The following is a 22,203-nucleotide window of genomic DNA, read 5'->3' as shown; positions in this document are numbered from 1 at the left end:
CGGAACCAAGCCAGGATGCCCCGAATGCGAATTGCCATCATCAATCCCAACACGACCGCTTCGATGACCAGCGGGATCGTCGCAGCCGCCATGGCGGCGCCGGATCCGGGGACGAAGATAGTGGGCATGCATGCCAACGGCTGGACCTGAAGCGATCGAAGGGCCATTTGACGGTGCACTCTCCGTAGCGGGCCTGCTCAAGCAGGTGGTCGCGGCGGAAATGGACAATGTCGACGCCCGTATCATTGCCTGCTTAGACGAAACGGGTCTCGACGCGGAAAGGGCCATCGCTACCAAGCCCGTCATCGGTATAGGCAAGGCTTCGCTTCATCCGTCAGCCTTGTCGCTCACAGCTTCTGTGTCGTGACCACTCTGTCGCGTTCCGCGCGACTGATTGAAGACAACATTCGCCGTTACGGGTTCTCCCGTCGTTTCCGGCGCGTTCTTGCCTCCGACATCCCGGTCCTCGAGTTGGAGAGATCTGAGAGTGGTGCCTCCGAACGAATTTCGGAGCTCATACGCGAAGGTGGAGGCATAGGCTGCTTTGGCGCCGAGCTGGAGGTGGTCTCCGACCGGTCGCCGAACTGATCACCCGGAATACACCGATGATCATGCTCGGCACGAGCGCCGGCCCAAATGCCGACGCGCAGTATTTGTTCAGCGAGGACATGCTTGGCCACACCGCTGGCCACAGGCCGCGCCACGCCAAGACCTACCGCAACTTCGCCGCCGAATATGAGCGGCTGCAACGCGAGCGTATTGCCGCCTATCGCGAGCTCGTATCCGACGTGCAGACGGGCGCTTACCCGAGCCGCAGCACGTGGTCCCGATCACAGATGAAGAGTTCTCGACCTTCAGCACCTCTCTCGAACTTTAGAAAGCCAAGATACACAACAGGCTGCGAGATTCCCTTGCGGTACGCTGACCGAACGAACCTAATCTGTTTGGTCAGTTCACGACCTCGGTTCTCGCAGGTGGAGGTCAGCTATCTCCGCTCCGGACACAAAGCTGACAGGCTGCCTTCGGCCCCAAATAGCCAATACAGAACTGCAGGGCGAGCGATCAGCGCTTGTCCGCCGGCTGGCTGCTCGTCGTCGAAGGGATGCGGGCGATGACCTTGATCTCGAAATCGAAGCGCGCAAGCCAATTGACGCCCACTGCGGTCCAGTTCGGGTAGGGAGGTGCACCGATTTCTTCCGCTCGGACGGCCAGAACTGTCTCGATCTGTTCGTCCGGGTTGGTGTGGAACGTTGTGACGTCGACGACGTCGTCGAAGCTGCACCCGGCGGCCGCCAAGACCGCGCGCAGATTGGCGAAGGCCCGTCGAACCTGATCCTCGAATACGGGCTCGGGCGAGCCGTCCTCACGGCTCCCGACCTGACCCGACACGAAGAGAAGATCGCCGGACCGAATGGCTGCGGAATAGCGGTGGATATCGTATAACGCGTGCCGGTTGGCCGGGTAGACGGCGTCACGTGTAGGCATCTCAAGTTCCTTTCTGTCTTGATAAGAGGTGGGCACGAGCAGCGGGCCGGAGCCGGGGGTCACAGCCGCGCCAACTCCTCGTCTGTGAAATCCGCCGCAACCGCGATGTCATTCTGCCGGTCGAGCTCCTCGATGCGTCCGCCGAGTGCCTTGCGGATGCCGGCATAGGCCTCGGCACCGAGCACCAGCCGTTTCGGGAGCGGAGCATCCTGATCGGCAAGCCTGATCATTGCGTCCGTCATGCTGTCGGGGTCGCCCTTGATTACCCAAGACCCATGGAGCGCCTCGCGGACCTGATCGGCGGGGGTTCCCTCATAGGCCGCAAGCGGCTTGGTCCGCGCGAGATTGCCGCCGAACCCGGTCCGCGCCGGCCCGGGTTCCACAAGGCTGAATTCGATGCCGAAGGGAGCAGCCTCCTGCGCCACGGATTCGACGAACCCCTCGATACCCCACTTGGTCGCGTGATAGAGGCTGAAAGCCGGATAGGCGATCTGGCCTCCCTCGCTCGATACCTGTAGAATCCGACCACCACCCTGGCTGCGCAGATGCGGCAACGCCGCCTGGATGAGCGTGATCGAGCCGATGAGATTGGTGTCGATGATGTCCCGAACCTGCACATCGCCAGCCTCTTCAGCCGCGCCGAGCAGGCCATAGCCAGCATTGCTGACGACGATGTCGATCCGAGCGGATGCCGCGACGGCCCGGTCGACCGCGGCGCGGACCGAGCTCTGGTCCTTGAGGTCCATTGCGACGATGCGGAGCCGTTCGGGGTAACTTGCACGCAGGTCGGGAAGTGCGTCCTCGCTGCGACTGGCACCGACGACGCGGTCTCCCCTGATCAGGGTCTTCTCCGCCAGCAGCCGGCCTAGACCAGAAGACACACCCGTTATGAGCCAGGCCTTTTCCATTTCTCATTTCTCCAATTGATCCAGGCAGGAGATAGGGCAATCGCATTGCGCGCATTAGCCGTTGAAATCGGCATGGGACAATGCAAAATCCCCATCAATGCCCCGCCCGTCGCTCAACGATCTCACCGCCTTCGTCGCCGTTGCCACACACCGTAGCTTCCGCCGCGCAGCGGACGAGATCGGCACGGCACCTTCCACATTGAGCCATGCGATGCGTGCGCTCGAGGAACGCATGGGCGTGCGACTTCTGAACCGCACCACACGCAGCGTCTCGCCGACAGAAGCCGGGTTCCGGTTGCTCGACCGTCTTCAGCCGGCGCTCGCCTCGCTGGACGAGGCACTCGACAGCGTCGCGGGGTTCCGGGGCAATGTCGCAGGAACGGTCCGCATCAACGCACCGCGATTGGTGGCCGGGCTTCTCGTTCGCTGGGTCCTTCCGCAGATGGCGAAGCGCCATCCGGACGTGACCGTGGACATCGTCGTCGAGGGGCGGCTCATCGATATCGTGTCCAGCGGGTTCGATGCCGGCGTACGCCTCATCACATCGATTCCCAAAGACATGATCGCCGTGCCGTTTGCACACGCGTTGACGTTCATCTGTATCGCGTCGCCTGCCTATCTCGATCGCTTCGGGGAGCCGGGAACGCCCGAGGAATTGCAACGCCACCATTGCATCGGCCACCGTATGCCCAGCGGCAAGCTCTATCGATGGGAGTTCGAACGCGCAGGCCAGGAACTGGTGATCGGGGCAAACGGCCCCATCGTCCTTGATGACGAGGAACTGATGGTCGAAGCCGCAATAGCGGGTCTGGGCATCGCCTATGTGGCGGATTGGGCCGCCGAAGCCGCGTTGTCCGATGGCCGGCTACGCAAGGTCCTGACCGCGTGGACGCCAGCACCGGAAGAAGTTGCGGTCTACTACCCCGGACATCGAGCCGTGCCGCCCGCCCTGCGGGCTTTTCTCGATGTTGTAAAGGACCTGCGGAAGAAAGAACCCTAACCAGATCAACGAAGCCGACGCCCTCGCGCGGAATAGCCGCAGCGGGGCGAAGCGAACAGCTGAAGATCGCGGTCCTGCTCTGACCCAGCTCGCGTCGCATGAGTTCGAGCAACTATTCGAGCGAGAGCTTCTCGCGGGGGCGCAAATTCCTCGATCGGGGCTAGTTTCCCGAGATGAGGCAGGTCACCGTTAAACGCAGGGTCCAATCACTACCTTCCCGTGACCTTCCGAACGTCTGCAAACGAGCAGGGCCGCGCCGCTTTTCTGGGAGCTGTGAAAACGGCCTGGGGCGGGTACCAAGCGTGCGATTCACTAGTTGCAGCTAACGCGGTGGAGGCATTCGCGGCCAGTTGTACTGATGAACTGATGGCTCTCAGAACGCGGTCATCTGCTTAGCTCCGTTCAGCGCACCAGCGCGTCCCGATGACAGCCAGACGGATGCCGGCAGTGCCGCCGACGCTACCCCTTGATCGCCGAGCCGACGATCGAATCCACAAAGAAGCGCTGCAGGAAGACGAAGAGCACCAGTGGCGGGAGCACGGCAAGCGTCGCGCCAGCCATCACCAGTCCCGTGTTGAGAGCGCCTCTGTTGTAGCTGAGCAGGCGACTAAGGCTGATGACGATCGGATATTCGTGTGCATTGCCCTGTAGAACGGTCAGCGGCCAGAGATAGCTATTCCAGTGATAGACGAAGGCAAACAGCGCCAGTGCTGCGATTGCCGGCGCCACGCTCGGCGCGACGATCTTGAACAGGATCAGGAGTTCCGACGCCCCATCCATCCGCGCTGCGTCGATCAGATCGTCGGGCACGCCGGCTATAAACTGGCGCATCAGGAAAATGCCGAACGCATTGGCGAGATTGGGCACGATGATGCCGGCAAGGCTGGCGTTCAGGCCGATTGATCCGACGAGACGGTAAAGCGGGATCAGCGTGACGATCGGCGGCAGGAACATGGTGGCGATCAGCACCGAAAACAGCAGTGAGCGGCCGGGAAAGTGATGCTTGGCGAAGGCGTAGCCAGCCATCATGCTGGTGACCAGAATGCCGGCGGTGGTGATCGTGGCGATCACGAGCGAATTCCACATCGAGCGACCGACATTGATGACGCCGGACACTTTCTCGTACGCTTCGAGGGTCGGCGTGCGGGGTATCCACACCGGCGGCACCTGCATGGTTTCGGCCGGCGTTTTCAGGCTGGAGAGCACCATCCACAACAGCGGGAAGGCGGAGGCCACGGCAACCAGCAGCATCAGCGTGGCGAGCAGTGCTCTGCGGCCCGCCAGGCGTTTGCGCGCCAACCGGCTCGATGCTGAGCGGCCCGGCGCGCTCATTCGTCATCCTTCCGGTTGGCGAATGCAAACAGCGCACACACAATGACGATCAGCGACAGCATCAGCATCACTGCCATGGCCGAGCCCAGCCCGCCTTGTGCCCGCTCGATGCCGACTCGGCGGATATGGTAGGTCAGCACGTTGGTCGAGCCGACCGGCCCGCCTTGGGTGATCAGCGCCACCGGCTCGAACACTTGCACGGCGTTGATGATGGCAATGACGGCGCTGAACAAGAGCGTGCGGCTCAATAGCGGCAAGGTGATGAAGCGGAACTGTTCGCGCCGGTTGGCGCCGTCAAGCGTCGCCGCCTCGTAAAGACTGCCTGGGATCTGGGTCAGCCCGGCAACGGCCAGCACCGTAAAATAGCCGATCTGCTGCCAGACATTGAGGACGACGATCGAGATCAACGCCGATCTTGGCGAGGACAACCAGAGTTGCGGGCCGATGCCGGCGAGACCGAGCACCTGGTTGAGCGGCCCCTCGCTCGGCGAATAGAGCTTCGACCAGACCAGCGTCACGGCGATCATCGGCACCATGTAGGTGGAAAACAACACGGTCCGCAGCGCCGTACCGCCTGCGACATCGCGCTGGTGGACCATCAAGCCGAACACTACCGAAAGGGGCAGGATGAGCATCACCGACAATGCCGTGTAGATGGCGGTGTTGAGCAGCGCTCGCTTGAAATCCCGCCCGACCGAGGTCGGCCCGAATATTTCGCGAAAATTGTCGAAGCCGATGAAGCTCGCATTGGAAAAAGGCGTCTGCGTCGACCAGTCCTGGAATGACAGCCAGATGGTGAGCAGCATCGGCAGCAGGATGAAAACGCCGATCAGTGTCACGGCCGGCGCCAGCATGATGCCCGCCGAGGCACGATAGGTCTTGATCATCGCTCTGCTTCCAAAGCGTCGGGCTCTCGAAACAGCGCCTTCGCTATTTGGCGGCACGCTCCAGGATCGAGACGGCATCGGCCTGCGCGTTCGCCTGCGCATCCTTGGCCGAGAGCTGCCCATACTGCAACGCCTCGAGCGTCTGCTGCAGCGATTCGCTGAATTCCTGGCCGCCCGGGACGACAGGGAAGGGCTTGGCGTCGGCAAGCACGCTGACATAGCCGGACAGGAACTCGGAACCGAGCTTGTCCTTGTGGGCTTCGATGTCGGAGGTCCGCGTCGGCAGGATGCCCATCGACATCAGAATATCCGACATTGCCGATGCGCCGTTCTTGCCGGACTTCGGACTGTTTAGCCACACCAGGAAATCCCATGCCGCTTTTTGTTCGGCCTGACCGGCATTGGCGTTGACGACGGTCATCCATGAATAGGAGATCGAGTGCGGCTTGTCCCCGCTCGGACCGACCGGGATGGGTGCGGTGGCGATATTGGAGAACTTGTCGCCCATGCCGCTCTTCAATGCGCTTTCCCACCAGTTGGCCATGATGATCATGCCGGTCTTGCCGGAGACGAAATTGTCGAGGAAGGGGCCGGTGGTGTTGGCGTCGGCCGTGGCCATCGCCGGATCGCTGGCGCCGGACTTGATCAGGTCCTCGTAAAGCTGGAAAGTCTCACCGGCTTGAGGACTGTCGAGCATCGGTTTGCCGTCCTTGACCAGCTCGCCGCCATTGGAGACCAGCAGCGAGGCGAAGGGATGGACGACGCCCGCCGCCCAGGAATTGATCATGCCGAAGCCTTGCTGGCCGGCATCTTTCCTGGTCAGCTTCTGGGCCGCATCCTTCAATTCGGACCAGGTCTTCGGCGCGGCTGTAATGCCTGCCCGTTTGAACAGCTCCTTGTTGTAGTTCAGCGCGTAGACGTCGATCTCGTTTGGAATGCCGTAAAGCGTGGCGCCAACAGAGGCTGCACTGACGACACCGGCCGGCCACGCACTCTTGACCTCGCCGGCAACTGCATCGGGGGCCGGCGCGACCAGCTTGTCTCGCGCCAGTTCGGGCAGCCACAAATCATAGATGCCGCCGATCGTCGGCCCGTCCGAGCTGCCGCCCTGGGAACGCAGTGTCGTGAGGAGATCGCCGAAGGGGACGGCGCGCACGGTGACGGTCACATCCGGATTGCTCTTGGCATAGTCCTTTGCCGCGGCGTCCAGCAAAGCGACCGTTTCGGGCGACCAGTGGGTCAGATAGGAGATGTTGACCGATTGCGCCCAACCAATGGTGGGCGAGGCCAACAACCCTGCAGCAAGTGCCAGTTTCGAAATCCAAGCCAAAGACATCCGACCCTCCGCATAGCCACACAGCGATGTCCATGACGTTATGACAACCAGAAGCAACGATGCAAGCGCTATCTTCGTGGAGAGCTCCTGCCGGCGTTGCGGCGTTTTCTTGCTCCGGTTTTGTGAAGGAAGATCACAGATCATAAACAGGAGTTTAAGTGCGATGGCTTCGAGCTGTTTCTCACTGCTGGCTATCCCCAAAACCTCTTGCGATCGAAGTCATGTCGTTATAATGACACTGAGCCGCTTTTCGTTGCCGCGGCGGAGACAGGCAGCCTCTCGGCTGCCGGGCGCCGCTTGCAAAGGATGCCGATGTCGAATGGGAGACGGAGCATGGTTCATCGACACGCTGCGCTCAACCCGATCGGCTTTGGCGCCGCGTGCACCGGAGTCTGTACCGCACTGCCGACCAGAGCCGACGACGCCGTGGCGTCGTGGACCTGGCGCTTCGAGGACCGGGCGGCAGCCAGTCGGAGTCGCTCTCGATGACACGCGTTCTGGCCATCGATCTTGGCGGCACCAACTTGCGCGCCGCTATCCATACCGGCGATGTTCGCTGGCTGGAGATGCTCAGCCGCGAGCCCGCACCAGCAAGTCTTGATGCCTTCGTCGCCCGAATCGGTGCCTTGCGCGCCGAGGCCGGTCCGGTCGAGGCACTTGGCTTAGCGGTGCCGGGGCTTGTCGAGGGCTCGGTCTGCCGCTGGATTCCGAACCTGCCCTATCTCGACGGCATCGACATCGCGGCCTTGTTTCCTCGTCTGCGCGTTGCCGTTGGCAATGACGCGCAGGTCGCCATGCTGGCCGAAGCGGTCGAAGGTGCCGCAAAAGGCCTGTCCGATGCCATCCTGCTGGCGATCGGCACCGGTATCGGCTCCGCCGTTCTGGTCAATAACCACATCGTCGCCGGCGTACGTGGCGGCGCCTGCTCATTCGGCTGGGCCTGCGCCGACATCGAGGATGAAGGCGAGGACCGCAGCGGCTGGCTGGAGCGCTTCGCTTCCGGGCGGGCATTCGACGCCGCGGCGCGCCAGATCGGGCTCGCCAATGGCGGCAGGCTGGTCGAGGCGGCCCGGGGTGGCAAGACGGCCGCCCTTGACGCATTGGAGCTGCCGGCGCGCCGGCTGGGCACTGCCTTGGCGGGTGCGGTCGCGCTGCTTGACACCCAGGCGGTGCTGATTTCCGGCGGGCTTGCCGATGCGCTGGACGTCGTCGGACCGCCGCTGCTTTCGGCTCTGCAGCGTCATCTGCCGCCGCATCTGCGCAATGTCGTGCTGCGGTCCGGCGAATTTGGCTCCCGCGCCGGTCTCGTCGGCGCCTCGCTGGCCGGTCTCGCCGGAGCACAGTGGAGGCAGATAAGATGAGCCAAGTCAGCTTTCAGCTGCCCGACCGCCGAAGGCCCGAGCCGCTCTGGTATCAGGTGGAAGAGGCCATCCGCGCCATCGTAAAGAGTGGCGAGTGGGCGACCGGCGACCAGATTCCGGCCGAAGACAGACTGTGCGCCCTGTTCGGGGTGAGCCGCATCACGCTGCGTCACGCGCTGCGCAATCTTGAGGAGCACGGACTGCTCAGGCGCGAACATGGCCGTGGCACCTTCGTGCGCTCCACCACGCTGGTCGCCGGCACCCGCGAACTCACCAGCTTCACCCAGGAAATGGGCAATATGGGCGTGGTCGCCGGCTCGCGATTGCTCGACTGCAGCCTGACCACCGCCAATGCCGCCGCGGCCGGAGCGCTGGAGATCGAGGAGGGCGACCCGGTGGTGCGCATCCGGCGGCTCAGGCTCGGCAACAACGAACCGATCGGTATTCAGACTGCGCAACTCTCGGCCGCGCGCGTGCCCGGCTTTCTCGATGCCGGCCTGTTGCAGGGCTCGCTCTACGAAGCGTTGGAACGCCATTACGGCATCGTGCCGGTCGCGGCGCGCGAAAACTACCGTGTTGGCGCTGTCGGGGCAGCGGATGCCGAGTTGCTCGATCTGCCTGCGGGGAGCCCCGCTTTCGTGGTCGAGCGCATCACCACCGACGAGCGTGGCCCGTTCGAATTCACCGTCTCGGTTATGCGTGGCGACCGCTACGAAATCCGCTCGACGCTGCGTGCCGGTCGCGCCGCGCCAACCGCAAGAAGCTGAGCCATTACCGAAGCCGACACATAACAGGAGTACCGACGTGTCCGATCTCTACATACCTCGCCTTGCCGCCCTCATCGAACAGGCCTCGAAATCCAATGCCGAAGCCTTTGGCGAGGCGGCCAGCCGCTTTGCCGACACCCTCGAGAGCGGGGGGTTGGTTCATCTTTACGGCTCGGGCCACTCGGTGTTGCCGGTCCAGGAAGTGTTTCCGCGCTACGGCAGCTATGTCGGCTTCAATCCGCTGACCGACCCGCGTGTCATGTGGCATAACGTGCTCGGCGCCGGCGGCGTGCGCGAACTTCTGTGGCTGGAGCGGACCGAGAAATACGCCGAGAAATTCCTCGACCACCAGCCGCTGAACAAAGGCGATTCGATCATCATCTTTGGCCACAGCGGCCGCAATTCGTCCGGCATCGACACCGCGCTTTATGCGAAAAAACGCGGCATCTTCGTCGTTGCGATAACTAGCAAGAACAATCTCGACAAGCCGGCGACGCACTCTTCCGGCAAACGGCTTGCCGATGCCGCCGACCTTGTCATCGACACCTGCTCGCCGATCGAGGATGCCATCGTGCCGGTCGAGGGCTGGAGCCGTCCGGTCTCCGGTTCGTCGACCGTGCTTGCCATGATCCTGGCGCATGAGCTGATCGCCCGCACCGCCGATGCGCTTTCGAAACGCGGCATCGAACTGCCGGTTTTTGCTTCGCCGACAATTGCCGGCGTCACACTGCACGACACCGACGTCATCTACGGCGTCTATCGCGAGAAAATGCTCGAGGCACAGAAGAAGCACCTGCCGACCTTCCAGGCGACGATGCGCGGTGAATGACAACCGGGGAGGGCACGCAAAACGCTAGGACGTAACTCATCACCGCGTAGCCAGATGCGAGTTGAGACGAGTTTCAGGGCAGCAAGGTAGTTTTCTGCCAGCTTGTCATCTCGAGTTGCGATGCGACGGAACTGCTTGGCCTTGTGAAGAAGCGTTCGACGAAGTTGCGGGCCTTGTAGAGGAGGGGGCTGAAGCACATCGGGTCCTTGCGGTGGCCTTGGGCGGCATGTTGGCCATGCCTTTTGCTCGGTGACGGCATTGCGCAAGGTGTTGGCATCATAGCCGTTGTCGGCGAGCAGCATGGCACCCTCGGGCAAATCCTTGATAAGTCCGCTGCGTAGGCGATGTCACTCATTTGACCTGCCGTGAGCGTCAGCTTGATCGGCCTGCCTTCGGCGTCGACAAGAGCATGGATTTTGGTCGTCAGCCCGCATCGGCAACGACCGAGACAATGATCTCGATTCCGCTTTTTGCCATCGCACCCTGCTGATGGACGCGAACAATGGAGGTGTCGATCATCTGCACCGTTGCATCATGGGCTTTGGTGATGCCATGCATGAGGCGGTCCCACACACCTGCTTTCCGCCATCGAACGAATTGTAGCAGGTGGTGCGTGGGCCGTAGCGCTCGGGCAGATCGCGCCATGGCGCACCCGATCGCAGCACCCAGAAGATGCCGTCTGCCCGCTGTGCCTGGACGGTGATCGTGCCGAAGAAAACCAGTGCTCCAGCGAACGTTCCTCGTAAATTGCGTTTAACCATGAAAGACGACGATTCGCCCAAAGCATGCAAAAGGGCCCATCGGCTCTCGCGCCGCGATGCAAGGCCAGGAAAGCCTTACGCCAGATCAGTTTGTGAAAAGTCATTGCCCTTGTAAAGCAGGGCAAGCCGGTGAGCCTTCGCGCAAGCGTAGGCAAAACAATCGCCGAAATTGAGATCGGCTTTGTGCCCGACTGCTTTGCCGTATTTCATGCTGGCTTCGATCGCCCGGTCGCCGATATCGCCGGATATCATGATTTCCTTGCCGGCGATCTCGATCAAAAAGGCGTCGACGGTATCACGGGCTTGCGCCAGCATGTCGGCCGTGGGCTTGGCGTTCTTTTTGATGGCTTCGGCCGACGCTCGCGCGAGACCCTGGACTGCCTCGAACCGCACGAGCGGGGAGGTATACAGCGGCTTGGTCGCGGCCGCGAGCCGCTTTTCCAGTTCTTCCGCGCCAGGTTCCTCGTTCAGGATGGCAACGATCACCGAGGCATCGACGAACATCAGTCGTCGCTCCACATTTGGTCGGTGAATTTCTTCATATCGAAATCAGGGTTGGCCGGCCCGATCCGCCGCGCCATTTCCTTGACTTTGGCAAGTCTCTCGCGCAGCGGGACGCTGCCGCGGTTGCGCTCGATCTCGTGGCGCAAGGCGGTTCTGACGGCCTCGGTCTTGCTGCGCGCGTTGGTAATGTGCTGCAGCTCGACGGCCATGGCGTCGACGTCGGGATCGCGAATGAAGAGCGGCATTTTGTATATCCTCATGAGTGATATATGTATATCATAGCGGAGATATACTCGCCAGCGAATTCGCGAGCGGCCTTTTGATAAGGAGGAGAGGGAGGAATGAGCTCGCGAAATTCCGTCGGGAGGTTCGGTTCTGGTGCTCAGTCCTTGGAATTGCTCGGCGTCTGAAACACGTCGCTCCGGCCATGTCACTGTCAATGCCCACATGCCCAAGGCGTATCGACGCTACGTGCGCCGACGCATGCGCATCCCAACATCCGCGGCGACCGATTGATGTCGATAGACCGCCCACGCGCCCGATGAGGCCAGCGCCAGCTGCATCGATTGCGTCAGGTTCATAGGGCCGTAATCCCGGCCCAAGTGAACTCTCTCGTTAGGGCAGCTCGGGGAGTGCTACGGCTGGATGCTCTTGGAAACATCTCGAGCGCATGATCCGGCGGCGAGGATAAACAATCTGAACCACGCGCTGCCTCCACATGATGGCGCGGCGAACTCAACGAAGCCGTGCTGCCATTCGTGGTGAACTGGATAACACGGCCTATCTTCTCGCTCGAAAATTCGGCGGCCTCGACAATCATTGCCGGAGTTACCTCGACGGATCCCTTCGCCGTCTATACGCGTCTCATCGGCTCTCGCGCTGATCCGGATTGACAGCCACCCGCAATTAAAGGGCCGTTTGATGACACCTTGGCCTCCCCAGCAGTATTAGTTCACAAAGCAGGTCGGCACCCCTGCGATCCGCTGGATCCGGTCAGCGTGTGCTTCGGGTTCGGGGTGCAAGATCAGGCGGTGCCATTTGCACGGATGGCGGCGAACCAACCACCACGGCAGGGGCGCCAGATTGCCCACCACGTTGGCTCTCTTCTTCGCGGCTCATACTTTGGTGAGCAGCTTGCATCTCCGGAACGGTGAAAACCGGCACCTCGCCCTTGAAACCCTGGAGGTCAAAGGCGCCCGCCTGGACGACTGGCATCGATGCTCCTGCCGCAAAGCCGGGACCAAGCACCAGCGGGATGCCCAGCTTCTTGGTCGTCGACTCGAGCCGTGCCGTGCGGTTCACCGGAGAGCCGATCGCGGTGTAATCGAAACGCCGTTCGGAGCCGAAATTGCCTACCGAGCAAATGCCCGTCTCGATGGCGACGCCGATTGCAATGGAGGGGTGGCCGTCCGCGCTGAAGGCGGCGTCTTCACGCTTCACCCGTTCGATCAGGGCAAGGCCCGCGTCGAGCGCGCGCTCGCGATGGTCCGGCTGATCAAGCGGCGCGTTCCAGAAAGCGAGCACCGCATCGCCCATGAACTTGTCGATGGTGCCGTCGCGCTTGAGGATCTCATCGGTCGCAATGCCAAGGAAGTGGTTGACCACCTTTGCGATTTCCTGGGTATCGAGTTGTTCGCTCATCGTCGTGAAGCCGCGTATGTCGCTGAGCAGGATCGTGATCTCGCGCTTCTCGCCGGACAGGATCGCTTCGGTGTCTGAGCTTGCGAGGCGCTGCACCACGGAAGGCGACAGATACTGGGAGAACTGCCGTGCCAGGGTGGACCGGCGCTGCTCGCTGCGCCTGTAGAGAACATAGCCTTCGAAGCCGGCTACCAGGATCGTGGCAAGCGCCGGCTGCAGCGGGTCATAGAGTGCACCCTGCAGGCTGTATTCGAAAGCGCCGAACACGAACGGCGTGACAGCAAGCAGCACGAGAGCCAGGGCACCAAGCACGACACGCCCGGCGAGCACTCCGGAAAGTCCGATGAAAATGACGGCACTGAGGACAAACCAGAGCCGCTCCACCGTGCGCGCATGCGGCGGCTCTGTTAGGTACTGCCCGGCAAGCAGCTGGGCGATTGCATCGGCGTGGATGTCCGCGCCTGGTCGCGCTGGACGTGTCGGGGTGGGCAGGTACTGCGTCAGTCCCACGGCCGACAGATCGACAATGGCGATGGCGTCCCGCAGCCGCGGATCACTGCCGCCCGAAAGGATAGTGCTGGCAGATATACGCGGCGTATCGGTGGCGGTTTCCCAGAGGCGGATGCTCCCCTCCGGCTCGAGCGGCACGATGGCGCCGGCCATCCTGAGTGCGTCGAACCCGGCGGCCTTCATCCGGGCTATGTAGCCGTCCTGCCCGGCGTAAAGGCGCAGAAGCTCGAGCGCGAAGGACGGCCACAGCTGCACGCCTTGAGCGGTATTGCGAAGCCACAGCAGCGGCACATGGCGCAGTACGCCGTCGGGATCGGGCAAGGTGCGAATTACGCCGAGGCCCGCGGCGGCGTTCGAGAATTCGCCAAGCGAGCCGGTCAGGCCGGCGAAGCCGGGAAGTGTGTCGGGTACCTGTCCGACGATCGACCAGCCGGCTTTGGGCCCTGCTTCTGAAACCGTCGCCTCGTTGCCCAGGCTGACAGCAAGCGCCGTTCGATTTTTGGCCAGTGCCGCTGCCAGGCGCTTGTCTCCGGCGATGCCCTCAGGCGAGGTGTCGGCCTCGGGCAGCACCAGCGCAAGCCCGATGACCGCGGCGCCGGATTTGGTGATGCCATCGACCAGATCGGCCAAGAGGCCTCGGTTCCAGGGCCATCGCCCATGTGCCTTGAGGCTGGCGTCGTCTATCGAGACGATCACGACAGGATTGCTCGTCGCCTGGCGCGGAGCGAGAAACTGGTAGAAGTCGTACGTGCGTTCGCGCAGGCGCGACAACGGCCCGTCAAAAGCCAAATGGCAAGCGAGCAGCAGGAGCACGACCACAAGGCCGGATACTTTGCGCCTGCCAGCTTGCCGCCAATCAGCCCAGCGCCAACCGACCAAGAGGCTCATGTCGTGCGGCCAGCCCTATTCGCAGTAGTTGCAGCAACCCTCACCCTCACACTCGCCCTTATTCACGCCGCCGCCCACGGGTGGCGTTGGGGTGTCGGGGAACTCCATGACCACTCCTGGCAATGCGCCGTCGGTGGAGTCGCAGATTTTGAGCGAGCCGCCGAGTGCCGACGCACAAAGCGCGCTTACATCCAGTCCCGGACCCGGTTCGCCTGGCAGGCCGGTGCCGGCAATCCGGTCGATGCTGTCCAATATCGGGAAGGTGTCGATTCCGCCGTAGCCGGTCAGCAGCTTGCCATCTTCCGATGTGCAGGCGTAGCCTGGGTTTGTGATGACCAGCCGTTTGCCATTGATCGTGCAGGTCATGCGGCCGGCGCGCAAAATGCCCACGGTCTGGCCGGCTGCCACCAGCACTTCGATGATGCCGCCTCTGGCTCCGAGCACCATATGCGGCGTCGCAACCTGCATGACGCCGCCTTTCGAAACCTGGCCGCCATAGAAACGGGCCAGGCCGCTGTTCATCCCGATGTCGATCTTTCCCGATCCGGAGCCCGGATTGTAGACGAATTCATCGATCGTCAGGCTGGTGTTCGGACCAATCTTGGCGCTCGATTCGTCCCGGAACACCAACATTCCAAGACCGGTGGGATTGCTGCGCAGCTGGTCGCCGAGTTCGACGCCGGCCCCCACGTTCATTGTCCCGCCGTTGTTGCGGACGATGTTGGTCTGGTAGGCCGTCATCGACCCGACCGTCTCAGCGGCGGAAGGTGCCGCAAAGGCAAGGCAGGCGACAAAAATGGCGATCTGACGGTACGGGGTCCTCATCGCGGCCTCTTTCAATTGAGCGTCAACGTGTAGCTCATGAGCATTTCGAACGATTTTCGGTCGCCGTTGGCGATGTCGAAGTTGGTTTGGCGATAGGCGAGATCGACGCTGATCTTCTGCGCCTCCGTCAGCTGAAAATCGCTTTCCGAGGCAATGCGCCAGAAGTCGCTTTTGATATTTGTGCCGATGCCGACGGACAGATCGGGAGTGTTGCTGTGGCCGGCCGAAAAGGCGATCTGGTGCGACCATGCGAAAAGATCCGGTACGTTCATCAACAGGCCGCCATAGCGGACCTCGCCCGTGTAGCTGTGGCCGATTTCGCCAGATCCGGAGGCGAAGTCATTCGAGCCGACCAGCCGCAGTCCGAGCGCCTGGCCATTGCGGAAGCGGTAGCTGCCGCCCGCCTCATAGAAAACCCTGCTATCGGCGAAAATGCCTTGCGAGGCGCTTAGATCGATGTAGCCGCCGCCTGCGAAAAGCGTCGTTTCGACCGTCGGGCGCACCAGAAAGCGCCCACTGACGCCGATGCCGGTCTCGTGGATATCGCTGTCGAAACGATCCGTAACTGTGAACGCCGAAAGCAGCAGGCGCAGCGAATCGATCCCACTGTTCGGCAGCCCCTTGTCCCAGGTGATTGCGGCGTTGCCGTGGATGAAGGTCTTCTCGCTACCTGGAACCGACAGGTCTTCCGTGAAAAAGCGCTGTGTCGCCGTCAATGAGCCTGAAAGGACGAGAGCGTCGGCGCTTGGCGTGCCGAGGTCCCACCGGACAAAGCCTTCCGCCCGCCCATAGGGCGAGACGAAGCTGTCGTCGTCCTGCGCCCCGCCGGGCTCAAAATCGGTAAATGCGCTGAACACGCCGCCGGTCAGGGCGAGTTCCCAGGTGACGCCACGCAACGCGCGCTCGATGCGGGCGAGCAGGCGAACGGCTTCCTGCTGCTCACTTGCGCTCAGACCGCCGACTTCGATGCCGTACTGCACCTGCCGCCGGGCCAATTCATAGGAGCCGACATGATAGTACAATCGGCTGGCCGCCAGTCGGGCGCGCGCATCGCGGGGATATTTGATCAGATACTGCTCGATTGAAGAGATCGCCTGATCGTATTGTCCCGCGTTGACGGCAACCGTGACGAACTGGGCGAGCGTTCCGTTGTCGGCCGGACTGGCGATGCGGGCCGAAAACGCATCATCATAGCCCGTAAAAAGACCTTGTGCGCCGGCCGGCAATACGCCGGTACAAAGCAGCGCTGCGGCGAAGCCGAAGATCGTTCGAAACGAAGATTGCATGCCGAGAACCCACCCCAAACCCGACTAGTGCGAAGGATTTAGCACGACTCAAAGAAAAAGGCGACTGAACTGTCACCAGACCATGCGAGTCTCAGCAGCTGTTGCAGCGGCGCAACAAACTATCGGTTTATTCGTGTTTCGGCTGCGCTGGTTGTCAAAACATCTTCTCAGCGTTGCTGTACATAATTGAAGTATTCGGCACCAGTGGCAACTAACTCGAATCATCATCAGTGGCGGATCGCGCAGCCGACAAGATTAATATTGTTTGCGCGATTCTGCGCGTATCTGGTCACCGAATGAGGCTTCAAGGTCACCCACGGCTCATCCAAAGGTCTTCCGTCGCGTTGCGCAAGGGGTCGGAGAGCAGGTGCTTCTCACGACACGTGCGCGATGCGGCCTGGCTGTTGCTATTTTGTTGAACGCGACGAGGTCAGCTTATCGCCCCGACTCCCAGGGACGCGTCACCGGACGCGTCTTGCTACAGCACAAGCATGGTGGCCAGCCCCAGCATCAGGCCCATGCCTACAATATCGGTCACGGTGGTGAGGAAGATCGCCGAGGCGACCGCCGGATCGGCGCCGACCCGGCGCAGGCCCAGCGGGATCAGCACGCCGGAGATTCCGGACATGAGGCACGATCCGGACATGGCGAGCAGGATCACAAGTGCCAGCATTGGCGCCTGGGCCGCCGACTCCGGTTGCCGCGAGGCGTAGAACCACATCGCTGCAGCCGCCACAAGACCGACGAGCACGCCGTTGGCGATCCCGAGCGCGCCCTCCCTCATCACCAGGTGCAGCTTCGGTCGTTTGTCCACATCCCCCAGGGCAAGGCCACGCAGCGTCATAGCGAGTGCCTGGCAGCCGGTGTTTCCGCTCTGCCCGGCCAAGACCGGGAGGAACGCCGCCAGGGCGACGATCTTCTCGATCGTGCCTGTGAATGAACTGACCACGAAAGCGGCCATGAAGGCCGTCAGCAGGTTCAGCTGCAGCCACGGATGACGCTTCAAGAAGGCTGAAAACAGCGGCGTAAAAGAACGCTCTTCCTTCTGGACACCCACCATCTGGCCAGACTGGGCGGAAATCTCGATGATTTGCTGCTCGAACAAGCGCCAGCCGCGAACCTGCCCGAGCAGCCGGTTCTCCGCGTCCACCACGGGATAGACAGGGTACTGACGGCGTACTGCTGCCTTGCAGGCGTCGCTCAAAGACAGACCGACATTAAGAGCGAACGGCCTGGGCAGCATGATCTGATCCACCGTCGCGTCCGCTTCGCTCAGCATCAGATCGCGCAGGACCACCAGGCCAACTAGTTTATTGCCCTCGTCCGTGACGTAGAGATAAGTGAGCTCGGTCGGCACCTGGGCGCGTCTGACAGCTTCCACCGCGGCAGCAACCGTCGTCGCGACAGGAACGCTGGCCGGAATCGGGTCCATTAGCTCGACGAGCGAGTCGGGGACCGCGAAATCCTTGCCACCGCCATGAGACCTGATGGGCCGCATATGCGGTGGCAAATGCTCGGCCACCTTACGGGCGTGCCCGTCCGGCAACAGCTTTAGTGTGTCGCGGATGAACTCGGGAGATTCTCGGGCCAGCAATTCAGCTGCGTCATCAGGTGCTCGAGCACGCAACGTGCGCACCAACTTCTGAACGTCGTTCTCTTCTTTCATTTGCTGCGGCCCCCAAATTGCTAGTGTCTTGCCTGACAGTATGACACGGATCGGATCGCTCTGTCTGGCGCGCAGTGGCTCAAGCGCCTCGATCCCGAAATCTTCGCCTCTCGGGCGCCGAGTGGACCGAACCCAGACAGATCTGAGCCGTTGCGGCGTACATAAAGGCGAGCTGTAACCTTTGCGTGTCGCCGAGAATTCAACGTGTTGCGAACTTCACCGGTCTTTTCCTGAGATCTGCGAGCACGCCGCAGCAATGAAACGCAAACCCGGAAACTCTGCAGCGGCAGGGCCTCCGGCGGTCGAATTGATTTGCCTCATGCCGCGCATCTTGCCAGTTCCTCCAGCTCTGGAGGCTGATGAATTCGCCACGATGACAAGGTGATTTGCGTAAACCTGTAATAGTTTAGCTTGAGAAGGGGTTCTCAGTATCAAATCTGTCTGAACGAGAGGTGCTCTTGAGAGCTTCCAGGTTCGGGGGCAGGCAGTCTGCTTTGTGAGACTCGAGCTCGTCGCGGTCCGATCCGAGTTAATGTAGGCCCACTGGCAATAGCGTAGACCGCTCGATCGCACCTGGGTGAACGAAGCTCGTTTCGAGAATGGCATCGGTTCTGTAATTGCCATCTCACCTGACAACGATCCGGACCGGCCTGGCATTCCTGGCCGCCCGTCATTGGGGATGCTTATGAGCAAGATTATCGCCGCAGGTTTTACCTCAGTCTCTTTCGATGGCAGATGGAGAGCCTTGAGGCGGACTTTCGCAGCTTTGCCGATATGTGCGTCGAAGCCGTCGGACTGGAACTGACGACCCTCGACCTGATGGTCGGTGGTCGCGTCGTCCCCGAGAGAGCCGAGAGGCTTATCGCGCTGACGAGGAAGTTCGATTTCCGCTATATACAGTTCACCGCGTCGTCTCATCGAACCTCACGGACCCGGCGGTCTACCGTTACCAGATTGATGCTGCCAAGGCCCTGGCGTTGCGCAGACGGCAAATGCGGTTAGCCATCTGAACCTGGTGGCGCTCATCGATTTCAGTCACGCTTACAGTGAATCGACCCATCGCGGCCTGAACTTCCGTGAGCAGCTGCGGGCCATGGCGCCGGTGACGGGCCACCTGCATGTCCATGGTTCCTTCGGGCGCCCACAGGGTCTCCATCGAGAATGCAGCGCTAGGTCCGGGTGACCTGCACTTACTCCTCGGTTGGGGCGATATCGAGTGGGATGACATCTTCAGCGAGCTGGTTTTTCTTGCCGGAGACGTTCTCATCATGAGAATCGGACCCCCTTACCGCAATGAGCAGCCCGGCGGCCTGGCGCAGGCAAAAAACCTTATCGTCCTCAACCATCGCGCTGAGAGCGGAGTGGCGGAATAAGGGTCGGGAAATCCGCCGCGTTGGTGCTGCCAACGTCGGTTAGCTGCCGAACTCGTTGGCAGCGAGTCGTCCGCATTGGAAGATCGACCGTGACGAGTTTTGTCGATCCTGTTTTCGATGAGATTGTAAGAAGAGTGCGCGTGCCGGTCTGCGATACGCCGGCCAGTTGGCCGGTCCGTGGCGGTCGAGCGCGGGCACGGGCCGGAAACGTGCCAGTCACGTACCCGTTGGCCAGCCGGGCCGTCGGCTGATTTCTGCCCTATGCAATTCGCGTGCCCGCGCGCCAATCCGGCTTCGAGGTCGCAGGATGCTCCCGCATTTCGAGTGAGCCCACTCGATCTGCAACAATTACAATCGTAAGTGGCTCTGTAGGTGGACAAACAGCAACCACTGTCGAAGACACTAGGCCGGACATGGATGAACGAAGCCTTTGCCGTCCGTTTGGTGCAAGTCATTTGCTTTCCAGAGGGCGTGCCAGCCGAACGCCAGGCCCGCCGCCATTTTCGGGAATGAATTCGACGCCACCGGCCTCCAACGCACGTTTCAGTGCTTCGATCGTCACCTGGTTGGCCTTCAACATGCCAGCGATTGGCTCAAGCCGCTTAATGGTCGCGACGGAAACTTTTGACTTCGCGGCGAGGGCTTTTTGATCCCATTGCAAAAGTGCGCGGGCGGCCCGCAGCTGCTCACTCGTTATCATTATTATACCTAACGCATCATTTGATGCCAAAAGTCTTGACGATGCCGGCGGTTTCGTTTAAGACCGTAGAGTGGACACTCCACTCGCTAAGCCCCAGACAATACTCGACCGGGGCAGGACGAGCCCGTGTGAAAACGGCCGAATAAGGTGGTGCAACACCTTACCCGGCCTGACCACAACCTAAGCTTCTGAGGAGCTCGGATCATGACTGATTCCGACAATATCACGAGTCTGCCATTCGTCACCCGCAGGCGCGTGCTCGCGGGAACAGTAGTGGCTACTACCGCGTGGACGCTTGAAGGCAACGCGTCCGCAGGCGACGCCGGAAGGACCAAACGGCGTTCTGATCCTGCACTGGCGCTTTGGCGGGAATGGGAGAGAGTCCACAAACAGGCCGAGCGGCTTTGCCGCAGGCAGCAGCGCCTGGAGACAAGGCTTGTCGAGAGCGTCGGCTTTCCCTGTGTGACCGTCCGCCTGGCGGAACGTGAGCAGGTGACGGTCCATTCGATCGAGATGCTCAATGAAGTGCTCGGCAAAGCGCCGGATCTGGCGGCGCTCCGCGATAAGGCCGAAGCTGATTTCGCGGCGCATCAGGCACGCTGGGATGCGGCTGCGGAGAAGACCGGCTACATTGCTACGCTCAGAGCCGAACGCGATGCTGCCGAGCGGACGGAGCATCTTCTGGAAGCGTTCTCAACCACATCTGCTACGAGTCTCGCCGGTGTGGCAGGCAAACTCGATGCCGTATTGCGCGAAGGCGAGGCATGGGAGGAATGCTCCGAATTTCCATGGCCGCAAATCCGCTCTGCGCTCAGTGATCTGGTGCGCATCACCGAGTCCCACGGTGCTGACCGGGTGCGGCGTCGAAGTGTGCGGCATGACTGAGCTGAAACTCTCCGCCATTCCCGATAACCGGTCGGTCAAGATCACGGTCGAACTGCTCGGCGCCGTTCATCGCGGTCTCGTCGCCTATGGCGAATTGCTCGGCCGTGTGACCGGACAGATAGTCGCCGATCCGGCAAAGCGGGTAGTCCGGTCTGACGGCTGGCGGGACCAATACCGATCGCGCAGGAACGCGATGAAGACCGGCAGGGCAGGATTGGCGTTGTCTGGGTGCCAACGGGCGAAGCTGGAGATCTGGATTGGCTTGCCCCTGATCCGAAGCTTACGGCAAACGACACCTTCCGGAACCCTGTTGGCTTCCCCATCGTGGATCAGAGCGACTCCAAGGCCGTTTCCGACAAAGCGCATAAGGATGCCGGCACTGACGTGATGTTCGACGATCGCGGGAAGCTGCACGCCATTTCCAACAGCATCGGCAAGCAGAAATGCTTCGCCCCTACAAACTAGCAACGTCTCCTGGTCCAGCTCCGACCACTCGATCACGGGACGGCATGCGAGAGAATGACTTGAAGCAACAACGACGGCCAGAGTATCCTTCCACAACTTCAGTTCGAATGCGCCGCCATTGGATCGCGAGGAGGAGGTCACGGTGACGTCGACCTCGATGCCGCCCAGAGCCCTGGGCTTGGGTTGGGACCCCTCTATCAAGCTGACGGTCACATTTGGATGACATTTCCCGAACTCAATGATTGCATCCAGCGCTCGCCCGGCGAGGATGAGTCCGTGGGAGCCGATGGAAAGCCTTTGTTGTTCATCCTTGATGCCCGTCCTGGCCAGCGTCAGAGTATTGTCCAGTTCGAGCAGCACGGAGCGCAGACGATCGAGGAAACGCTCGCCGGCCGGGGTTGGGCCAACGCCGCGGGCATGGCGATGAAATATCCTCGTTCCCATCGCGTATTCGAGATCGCGTATGCGCCGGCTGAGCGCAGTGTGATCGATCCCGGCGCGCCGCGCCGCGCGCAGAAAGCTGCCCTCCTCGGCGACAACAAGTGCATAATTGAGGCTCGCGAGTTGAATAGAGCTCCGCATCTCGGCTCAACGTCAAGGGCAGCGACAAATTGCAGACATTTCAGCGCTTTTGGTGCTGGCGAGCTATCCCCAGATCTCAGTATTGACATTGAGTGAAACCATCCCAGCGTCTTTTACGAAGGATCATGGGGACAAGGACGATACCATTCCATTTTTTCGGGCGAACCTTATGACGGGTACGTCGCGCTAGCTCCAGGATAAGAGCGCCACCC

22 protein-coding genes and 3 pseudogenes are annotated in these 22,203 nt (G+C 61.4%); 10 read left to right on the top strand and 15 right to left on the bottom strand.

The window, feature by feature from the left end; all coding sequences use genetic code 11:
• The first annotated feature begins 24 nt into the window (after window positions 1-24).
• From NKH30_RS33215 to NKH30_RS33205, 3 genes are all read left to right on the top strand, one after another.
• Window positions 25-150 (top strand): hypothetical protein, encoded by a 126-nt coding sequence (locus tag NKH30_RS33215; RefSeq protein WP_352871706.1) that lies wholly within the window; start codon window positions 25-27, stop codon window positions 148-150.
• Window positions 131-367, top strand: a complete 237-nt coding sequence (locus NKH30_RS33210; protein WP_502904354.1) for an aspartate/glutamate racemase family protein — start codon at window positions 131-133, stop codon at window positions 365-367. Before NKH30_RS33215 ends, NKH30_RS33210 begins: the two co-directional genes overlap by 20 nt.
• A 238-nt stretch (window positions 368-605) precedes the next feature.
• A complete protein-coding gene (locus NKH30_RS33205; protein ID WP_502907945.1) occupies window positions 606-1,115 on the top strand; it encodes a 3-methyl-2-oxobutanoate hydroxymethyltransferase in 510 nt (169 codons plus the stop codon).
• On the opposite strand, the gene NKH30_RS20970 is transcribed toward NKH30_RS33205, so the two are convergent.
• Window positions 1,063-1,485, bottom strand: coding sequence for a RidA family protein (locus NKH30_RS20970; RefSeq protein WP_352542720.1), 423 nt, complete (start codon window positions 1,483-1,485; stop codon window positions 1,063-1,065). The genes NKH30_RS33205 and NKH30_RS20970 overlap by 53 nt on opposite strands.
• A 59-nt stretch (window positions 1,486-1,544) precedes the next feature.
• Window positions 1,545-2,393 carry an SDR family oxidoreductase gene (locus NKH30_RS20965; RefSeq protein ID WP_352996879.1) on the bottom strand — a complete coding sequence of 283 codons (849 nt, stop codon included), beginning with the start codon at window positions 2,391-2,393 and terminating at the stop codon, window positions 1,545-1,547.
• A gap of 97 nt (window positions 2,394-2,490) precedes the next feature.
• On the opposite strand from NKH30_RS20965, the gene NKH30_RS20960 reads away from it, so the two are divergent.
• Window positions 2,491-3,393 (top strand): LysR family transcriptional regulator, encoded by a 903-nt coding sequence (locus NKH30_RS20960; protein ID WP_352996891.1) that lies wholly within the window; start codon window positions 2,491-2,493, stop codon window positions 3,391-3,393.
• A 459-nt stretch (window positions 3,394-3,852) separates the two neighbouring features.
• Here NKH30_RS20960 and NKH30_RS20955 read toward each other — a convergent pair whose 3' ends face one another.
• From NKH30_RS20955 to NKH30_RS20945, 3 genes are read right to left on the bottom strand one after another with little or no spacing between them, the layout of a single operon-like run.
• Window positions 3,853-4,725 carry a carbohydrate ABC transporter permease gene (locus NKH30_RS20955; RefSeq protein WP_352686026.1) on the bottom strand — a complete coding sequence of 291 codons (873 nt, stop codon included), beginning with the start codon at window positions 4,723-4,725 and terminating at the stop codon, window positions 3,853-3,855.
• Window positions 4,722-5,612 carry a carbohydrate ABC transporter permease gene (locus NKH30_RS20950; RefSeq protein WP_352832289.1) on the bottom strand — a complete coding sequence of 297 codons (891 nt, stop codon included), beginning with the start codon at window positions 5,610-5,612 and terminating at the stop codon, window positions 4,722-4,724. Before NKH30_RS20950 ends, NKH30_RS20955 begins: the two co-directional genes overlap by 4 nt.
• A gap of 43 nt (window positions 5,613-5,655) precedes the next feature.
• A complete protein-coding gene (locus tag NKH30_RS20945; RefSeq protein ID WP_352996876.1) occupies window positions 5,656-6,948 on the bottom strand; it encodes an ABC transporter substrate-binding protein in 1,293 nt (430 codons plus the stop codon).
• Between the two features lie 485 nt (window positions 6,949-7,433).
• Here NKH30_RS20945 and NKH30_RS20940 point away from each other — a divergent pair, with 485 nt between their 5' ends.
• The 3 genes from NKH30_RS20940 to NKH30_RS20930 are packed head-to-tail and all read left to right on the top strand — an operon-like array spanning window position 7,434 to window position 9,905.
• The gene (locus NKH30_RS20940) at window positions 7,434-8,309 is read left to right on the top strand and encodes an ROK family protein (protein ID WP_352996874.1); all 876 of its coding nucleotides are present in this window, start codon (window positions 7,434-7,436) and stop codon (window positions 8,307-8,309) included.
• The gene (locus NKH30_RS20935; protein WP_352678684.1) at window positions 8,306-9,076 is read left to right on the top strand and encodes a GntR family transcriptional regulator; all 771 of its coding nucleotides are present in this window, start codon (window positions 8,306-8,308) and stop codon (window positions 9,074-9,076) included. The genes NKH30_RS20940 and NKH30_RS20935 overlap by 4 nt, the downstream gene beginning before the upstream one ends.
• Before the next feature lie 37 nt (window positions 9,077-9,113).
• A complete protein-coding gene (locus tag NKH30_RS20930) occupies window positions 9,114-9,905 on the top strand; it encodes a sugar isomerase domain-containing protein (RefSeq protein ID WP_352996872.1) in 792 nt (263 codons plus the stop codon).
• Between the two features lie 423 nt (window positions 9,906-10,328).
• Here the strand turns inward: NKH30_RS20930 and NKH30_RS33200 are convergent, their stop codons facing one another.
• From NKH30_RS33200 to NKH30_RS20895, 8 genes and pseudogenes are all read right to left on the bottom strand, one after another.
• On the bottom strand, window positions 10,329-10,463 hold the full coding sequence (locus NKH30_RS33200) for a hypothetical protein (RefSeq protein ID WP_352980035.1): 135 nt from the start codon (window positions 10,461-10,463) through the stop codon (window positions 10,329-10,331).
• A 29-nt stretch (window positions 10,464-10,492) separates the two neighbouring features.
• Window positions 10,493-10,585, bottom strand: a pseudogene (locus tag NKH30_RS33195) (transposase); the annotation flags it as partial.
• 156 nt (window positions 10,586-10,741) lie between these two features.
• Complete coding sequence (locus NKH30_RS20920; RefSeq protein ID WP_352475136.1) at window positions 10,742-11,170, bottom strand: type II toxin-antitoxin system VapC family toxin; 429 nt, start codon at window positions 11,168-11,170, stop codon at window positions 10,742-10,744.
• Window positions 11,170-11,415, bottom strand: coding sequence for a type II toxin-antitoxin system VapB family antitoxin (locus NKH30_RS20915; RefSeq protein WP_023678723.1), 246 nt, complete (start codon window positions 11,413-11,415; stop codon window positions 11,170-11,172). The genes NKH30_RS20920 and NKH30_RS20915 overlap by 1 nt, the downstream gene beginning before the upstream one ends.
• 748 nt (window positions 11,416-12,163) lie before the next feature.
• Entirely contained in the window at window positions 12,164-14,209 is a 2,046-nt protein-coding gene (locus NKH30_RS20910; protein WP_352979996.1) for a CHASE2 domain-containing protein, read from the bottom strand.
• Window positions 14,210-14,224: 15 nt separating this feature from the next.
• Complete coding sequence (locus tag NKH30_RS20905) at window positions 14,225-15,049, bottom strand: FecR family protein (protein WP_352818467.1); 825 nt, start codon at window positions 15,047-15,049, stop codon at window positions 14,225-14,227.
• On the bottom strand, window positions 15,046-16,320 hold the full coding sequence (locus NKH30_RS20900) for a tetratricopeptide repeat protein (RefSeq protein ID WP_352818470.1): 1,275 nt from the start codon (window positions 16,318-16,320) through the stop codon (window positions 15,046-15,048). Before NKH30_RS20900 ends, NKH30_RS20905 begins: the two co-directional genes overlap by 4 nt.
• Window positions 16,321-16,798: 478 nt before the next feature.
• A complete protein-coding gene (locus tag NKH30_RS20895) occupies window positions 16,799-17,986 on the bottom strand; it encodes a magnesium transporter (protein WP_352818472.1) in 1,188 nt (395 codons plus the stop codon).
• A 685-nt stretch (window positions 17,987-18,671) separates the two neighbouring features.
• Here NKH30_RS20895 and NKH30_RS20890 point away from each other — a divergent pair.
• Window positions 18,672-19,359 (top strand): annotated as a pseudogene (locus NKH30_RS20890) (IolE/MocC family protein).
• A gap of 451 nt (window positions 19,360-19,810) precedes the next feature.
• Here the strand turns inward: NKH30_RS20890 and NKH30_RS20885 are convergent.
• Window positions 19,811-20,059 (bottom strand): helix-turn-helix domain-containing protein, encoded by a 249-nt coding sequence (locus NKH30_RS20885; RefSeq protein WP_254820110.1) that lies wholly within the window; start codon window positions 20,057-20,059, stop codon window positions 19,811-19,813.
• Window positions 20,060-20,263: 204 nt separating this feature from the next.
• Between NKH30_RS20885 and NKH30_RS20880 the strand changes: the two genes are divergently transcribed.
• On the top strand, window positions 20,264-20,944 hold the full coding sequence (locus NKH30_RS20880) for a hypothetical protein (protein ID WP_352996870.1): 681 nt from the start codon (window positions 20,264-20,266) through the stop codon (window positions 20,942-20,944).
• Window positions 20,937-21,029, top strand: a pseudogene (locus NKH30_RS20875) (DUF2274 domain-containing protein); the annotation flags it as partial. The gene NKH30_RS20880 and the pseudogene NKH30_RS20875, both read left to right, overlap by 8 nt.
• Here NKH30_RS20875 and NKH30_RS20870 read toward each other — a convergent pair.
• Window positions 21,029-21,991 (bottom strand): LysR family transcriptional regulator, encoded by a 963-nt coding sequence (locus NKH30_RS20870; RefSeq protein WP_352996868.1) that lies wholly within the window; start codon window positions 21,989-21,991, stop codon window positions 21,029-21,031. The pseudogene NKH30_RS20875 and the gene NKH30_RS20870 overlap by 1 nt on opposite strands.
• Window positions 21,992-22,203: the final 212 nt, after the last annotated feature.

The sequence above is a fragment of the Mesorhizobium sp. M1273 genome, from assembly GCF_040318195.1.
In the GTDB taxonomy this organism is placed as follows: domain Bacteria; phylum Pseudomonadota; class Alphaproteobacteria; order Rhizobiales; family Rhizobiaceae; genus Mesorhizobium.
This window is presented reverse-complemented; position numbering and strand designations above follow the sequence as displayed.

Coding starts and splice junctions, on each gene's coding strand:
- NKH30_RS20970 (WP_352542720.1), bottom strand. CDS start 1,485: ATGCCTACACGTGACGCCGTCTACCCGGCCAACCGGCACGCGTTATAC.
- NKH30_RS20935 (WP_352678684.1), top strand. CDS start 8,306: ATGAGCCAAGTCAGCTTTCAGCTGCCCGACCGCCGAAGGCCCGAGCCG.
- NKH30_RS20950 (WP_352832289.1), bottom strand. CDS start 5,612: ATGATCAAGACCTATCGTGCCTCGGCGGGCATCATGCTGGCGCCGGCC.
- NKH30_RS20895 (WP_352818472.1), bottom strand. CDS start 17,986: ATGAAAGAAGAGAACGACGTTCAGAAGTTGGTGCGCACGTTGCGTGCT.
- NKH30_RS20945 (WP_352996876.1), bottom strand. CDS start 6,948: ATGTCTTTGGCTTGGATTTCGAAACTGGCACTTGCTGCAGGGTTGTTG.
- NKH30_RS33205 (WP_502907945.1), top strand. CDS start 606: ATGATCATGCTCGGCACGAGCGCCGGCCCAAATGCCGACGCGCAGTAT.
- NKH30_RS20880 (WP_352996870.1), top strand. CDS start 20,264: ATGACTGATTCCGACAATATCACGAGTCTGCCATTCGTCACCCGCAGG.
- NKH30_RS20915 (WP_023678723.1), bottom strand. CDS start 11,415: ATGCCGCTCTTCATTCGCGATCCCGACGTCGACGCCATGGCCGTCGAG.
- NKH30_RS33210 (WP_502904354.1), top strand. CDS start 131: ATGCCAACGGCTGGACCTGAAGCGATCGAAGGGCCATTTGACGGTGCA.
- NKH30_RS20910 (WP_352979996.1), bottom strand. CDS start 14,209: ATGAGCCTCTTGGTCGGTTGGCGCTGGGCTGATTGGCGGCAAGCTGGC.
- NKH30_RS33200 (WP_352980035.1), bottom strand. CDS start 10,463: ATGCATGGCATCACCAAAGCCCATGATGCAACGGTGCAGATGATCGAC.
- NKH30_RS20870 (WP_352996868.1), bottom strand. CDS start 21,991: ATGCGGAGCTCTATTCAACTCGCGAGCCTCAATTATGCACTTGTTGTC.
- NKH30_RS20955 (WP_352686026.1), bottom strand. CDS start 4,725: ATGAGCGCGCCGGGCCGCTCAGCATCGAGCCGGTTGGCGCGCAAACGC.
- NKH30_RS20900 (WP_352818470.1), bottom strand. CDS start 16,320: ATGCAATCTTCGTTTCGAACGATCTTCGGCTTCGCCGCAGCGCTGCTT.
- NKH30_RS20965 (WP_352996879.1), bottom strand. CDS start 2,393: ATGGAAAAGGCCTGGCTCATAACGGGTGTGTCTTCTGGTCTAGGCCGG.
- NKH30_RS20960 (WP_352996891.1), top strand. CDS start 2,491: ATGCCCCGCCCGTCGCTCAACGATCTCACCGCCTTCGTCGCCGTTGCC.
- NKH30_RS20920 (WP_352475136.1), bottom strand. CDS start 11,170: ATGTTCGTCGATGCCTCGGTGATCGTTGCCATCCTGAACGAGGAACCT.
- NKH30_RS20885 (WP_254820110.1), bottom strand. CDS start 20,059: ATGATAACGAGTGAGCAGCTGCGGGCCGCCCGCGCACTTTTGCAATGG.
- NKH30_RS20940 (WP_352996874.1), top strand. CDS start 7,434: ATGACACGCGTTCTGGCCATCGATCTTGGCGGCACCAACTTGCGCGCC.
- NKH30_RS33215 (WP_352871706.1), top strand. CDS start 25: ATGCGAATTGCCATCATCAATCCCAACACGACCGCTTCGATGACCAGC.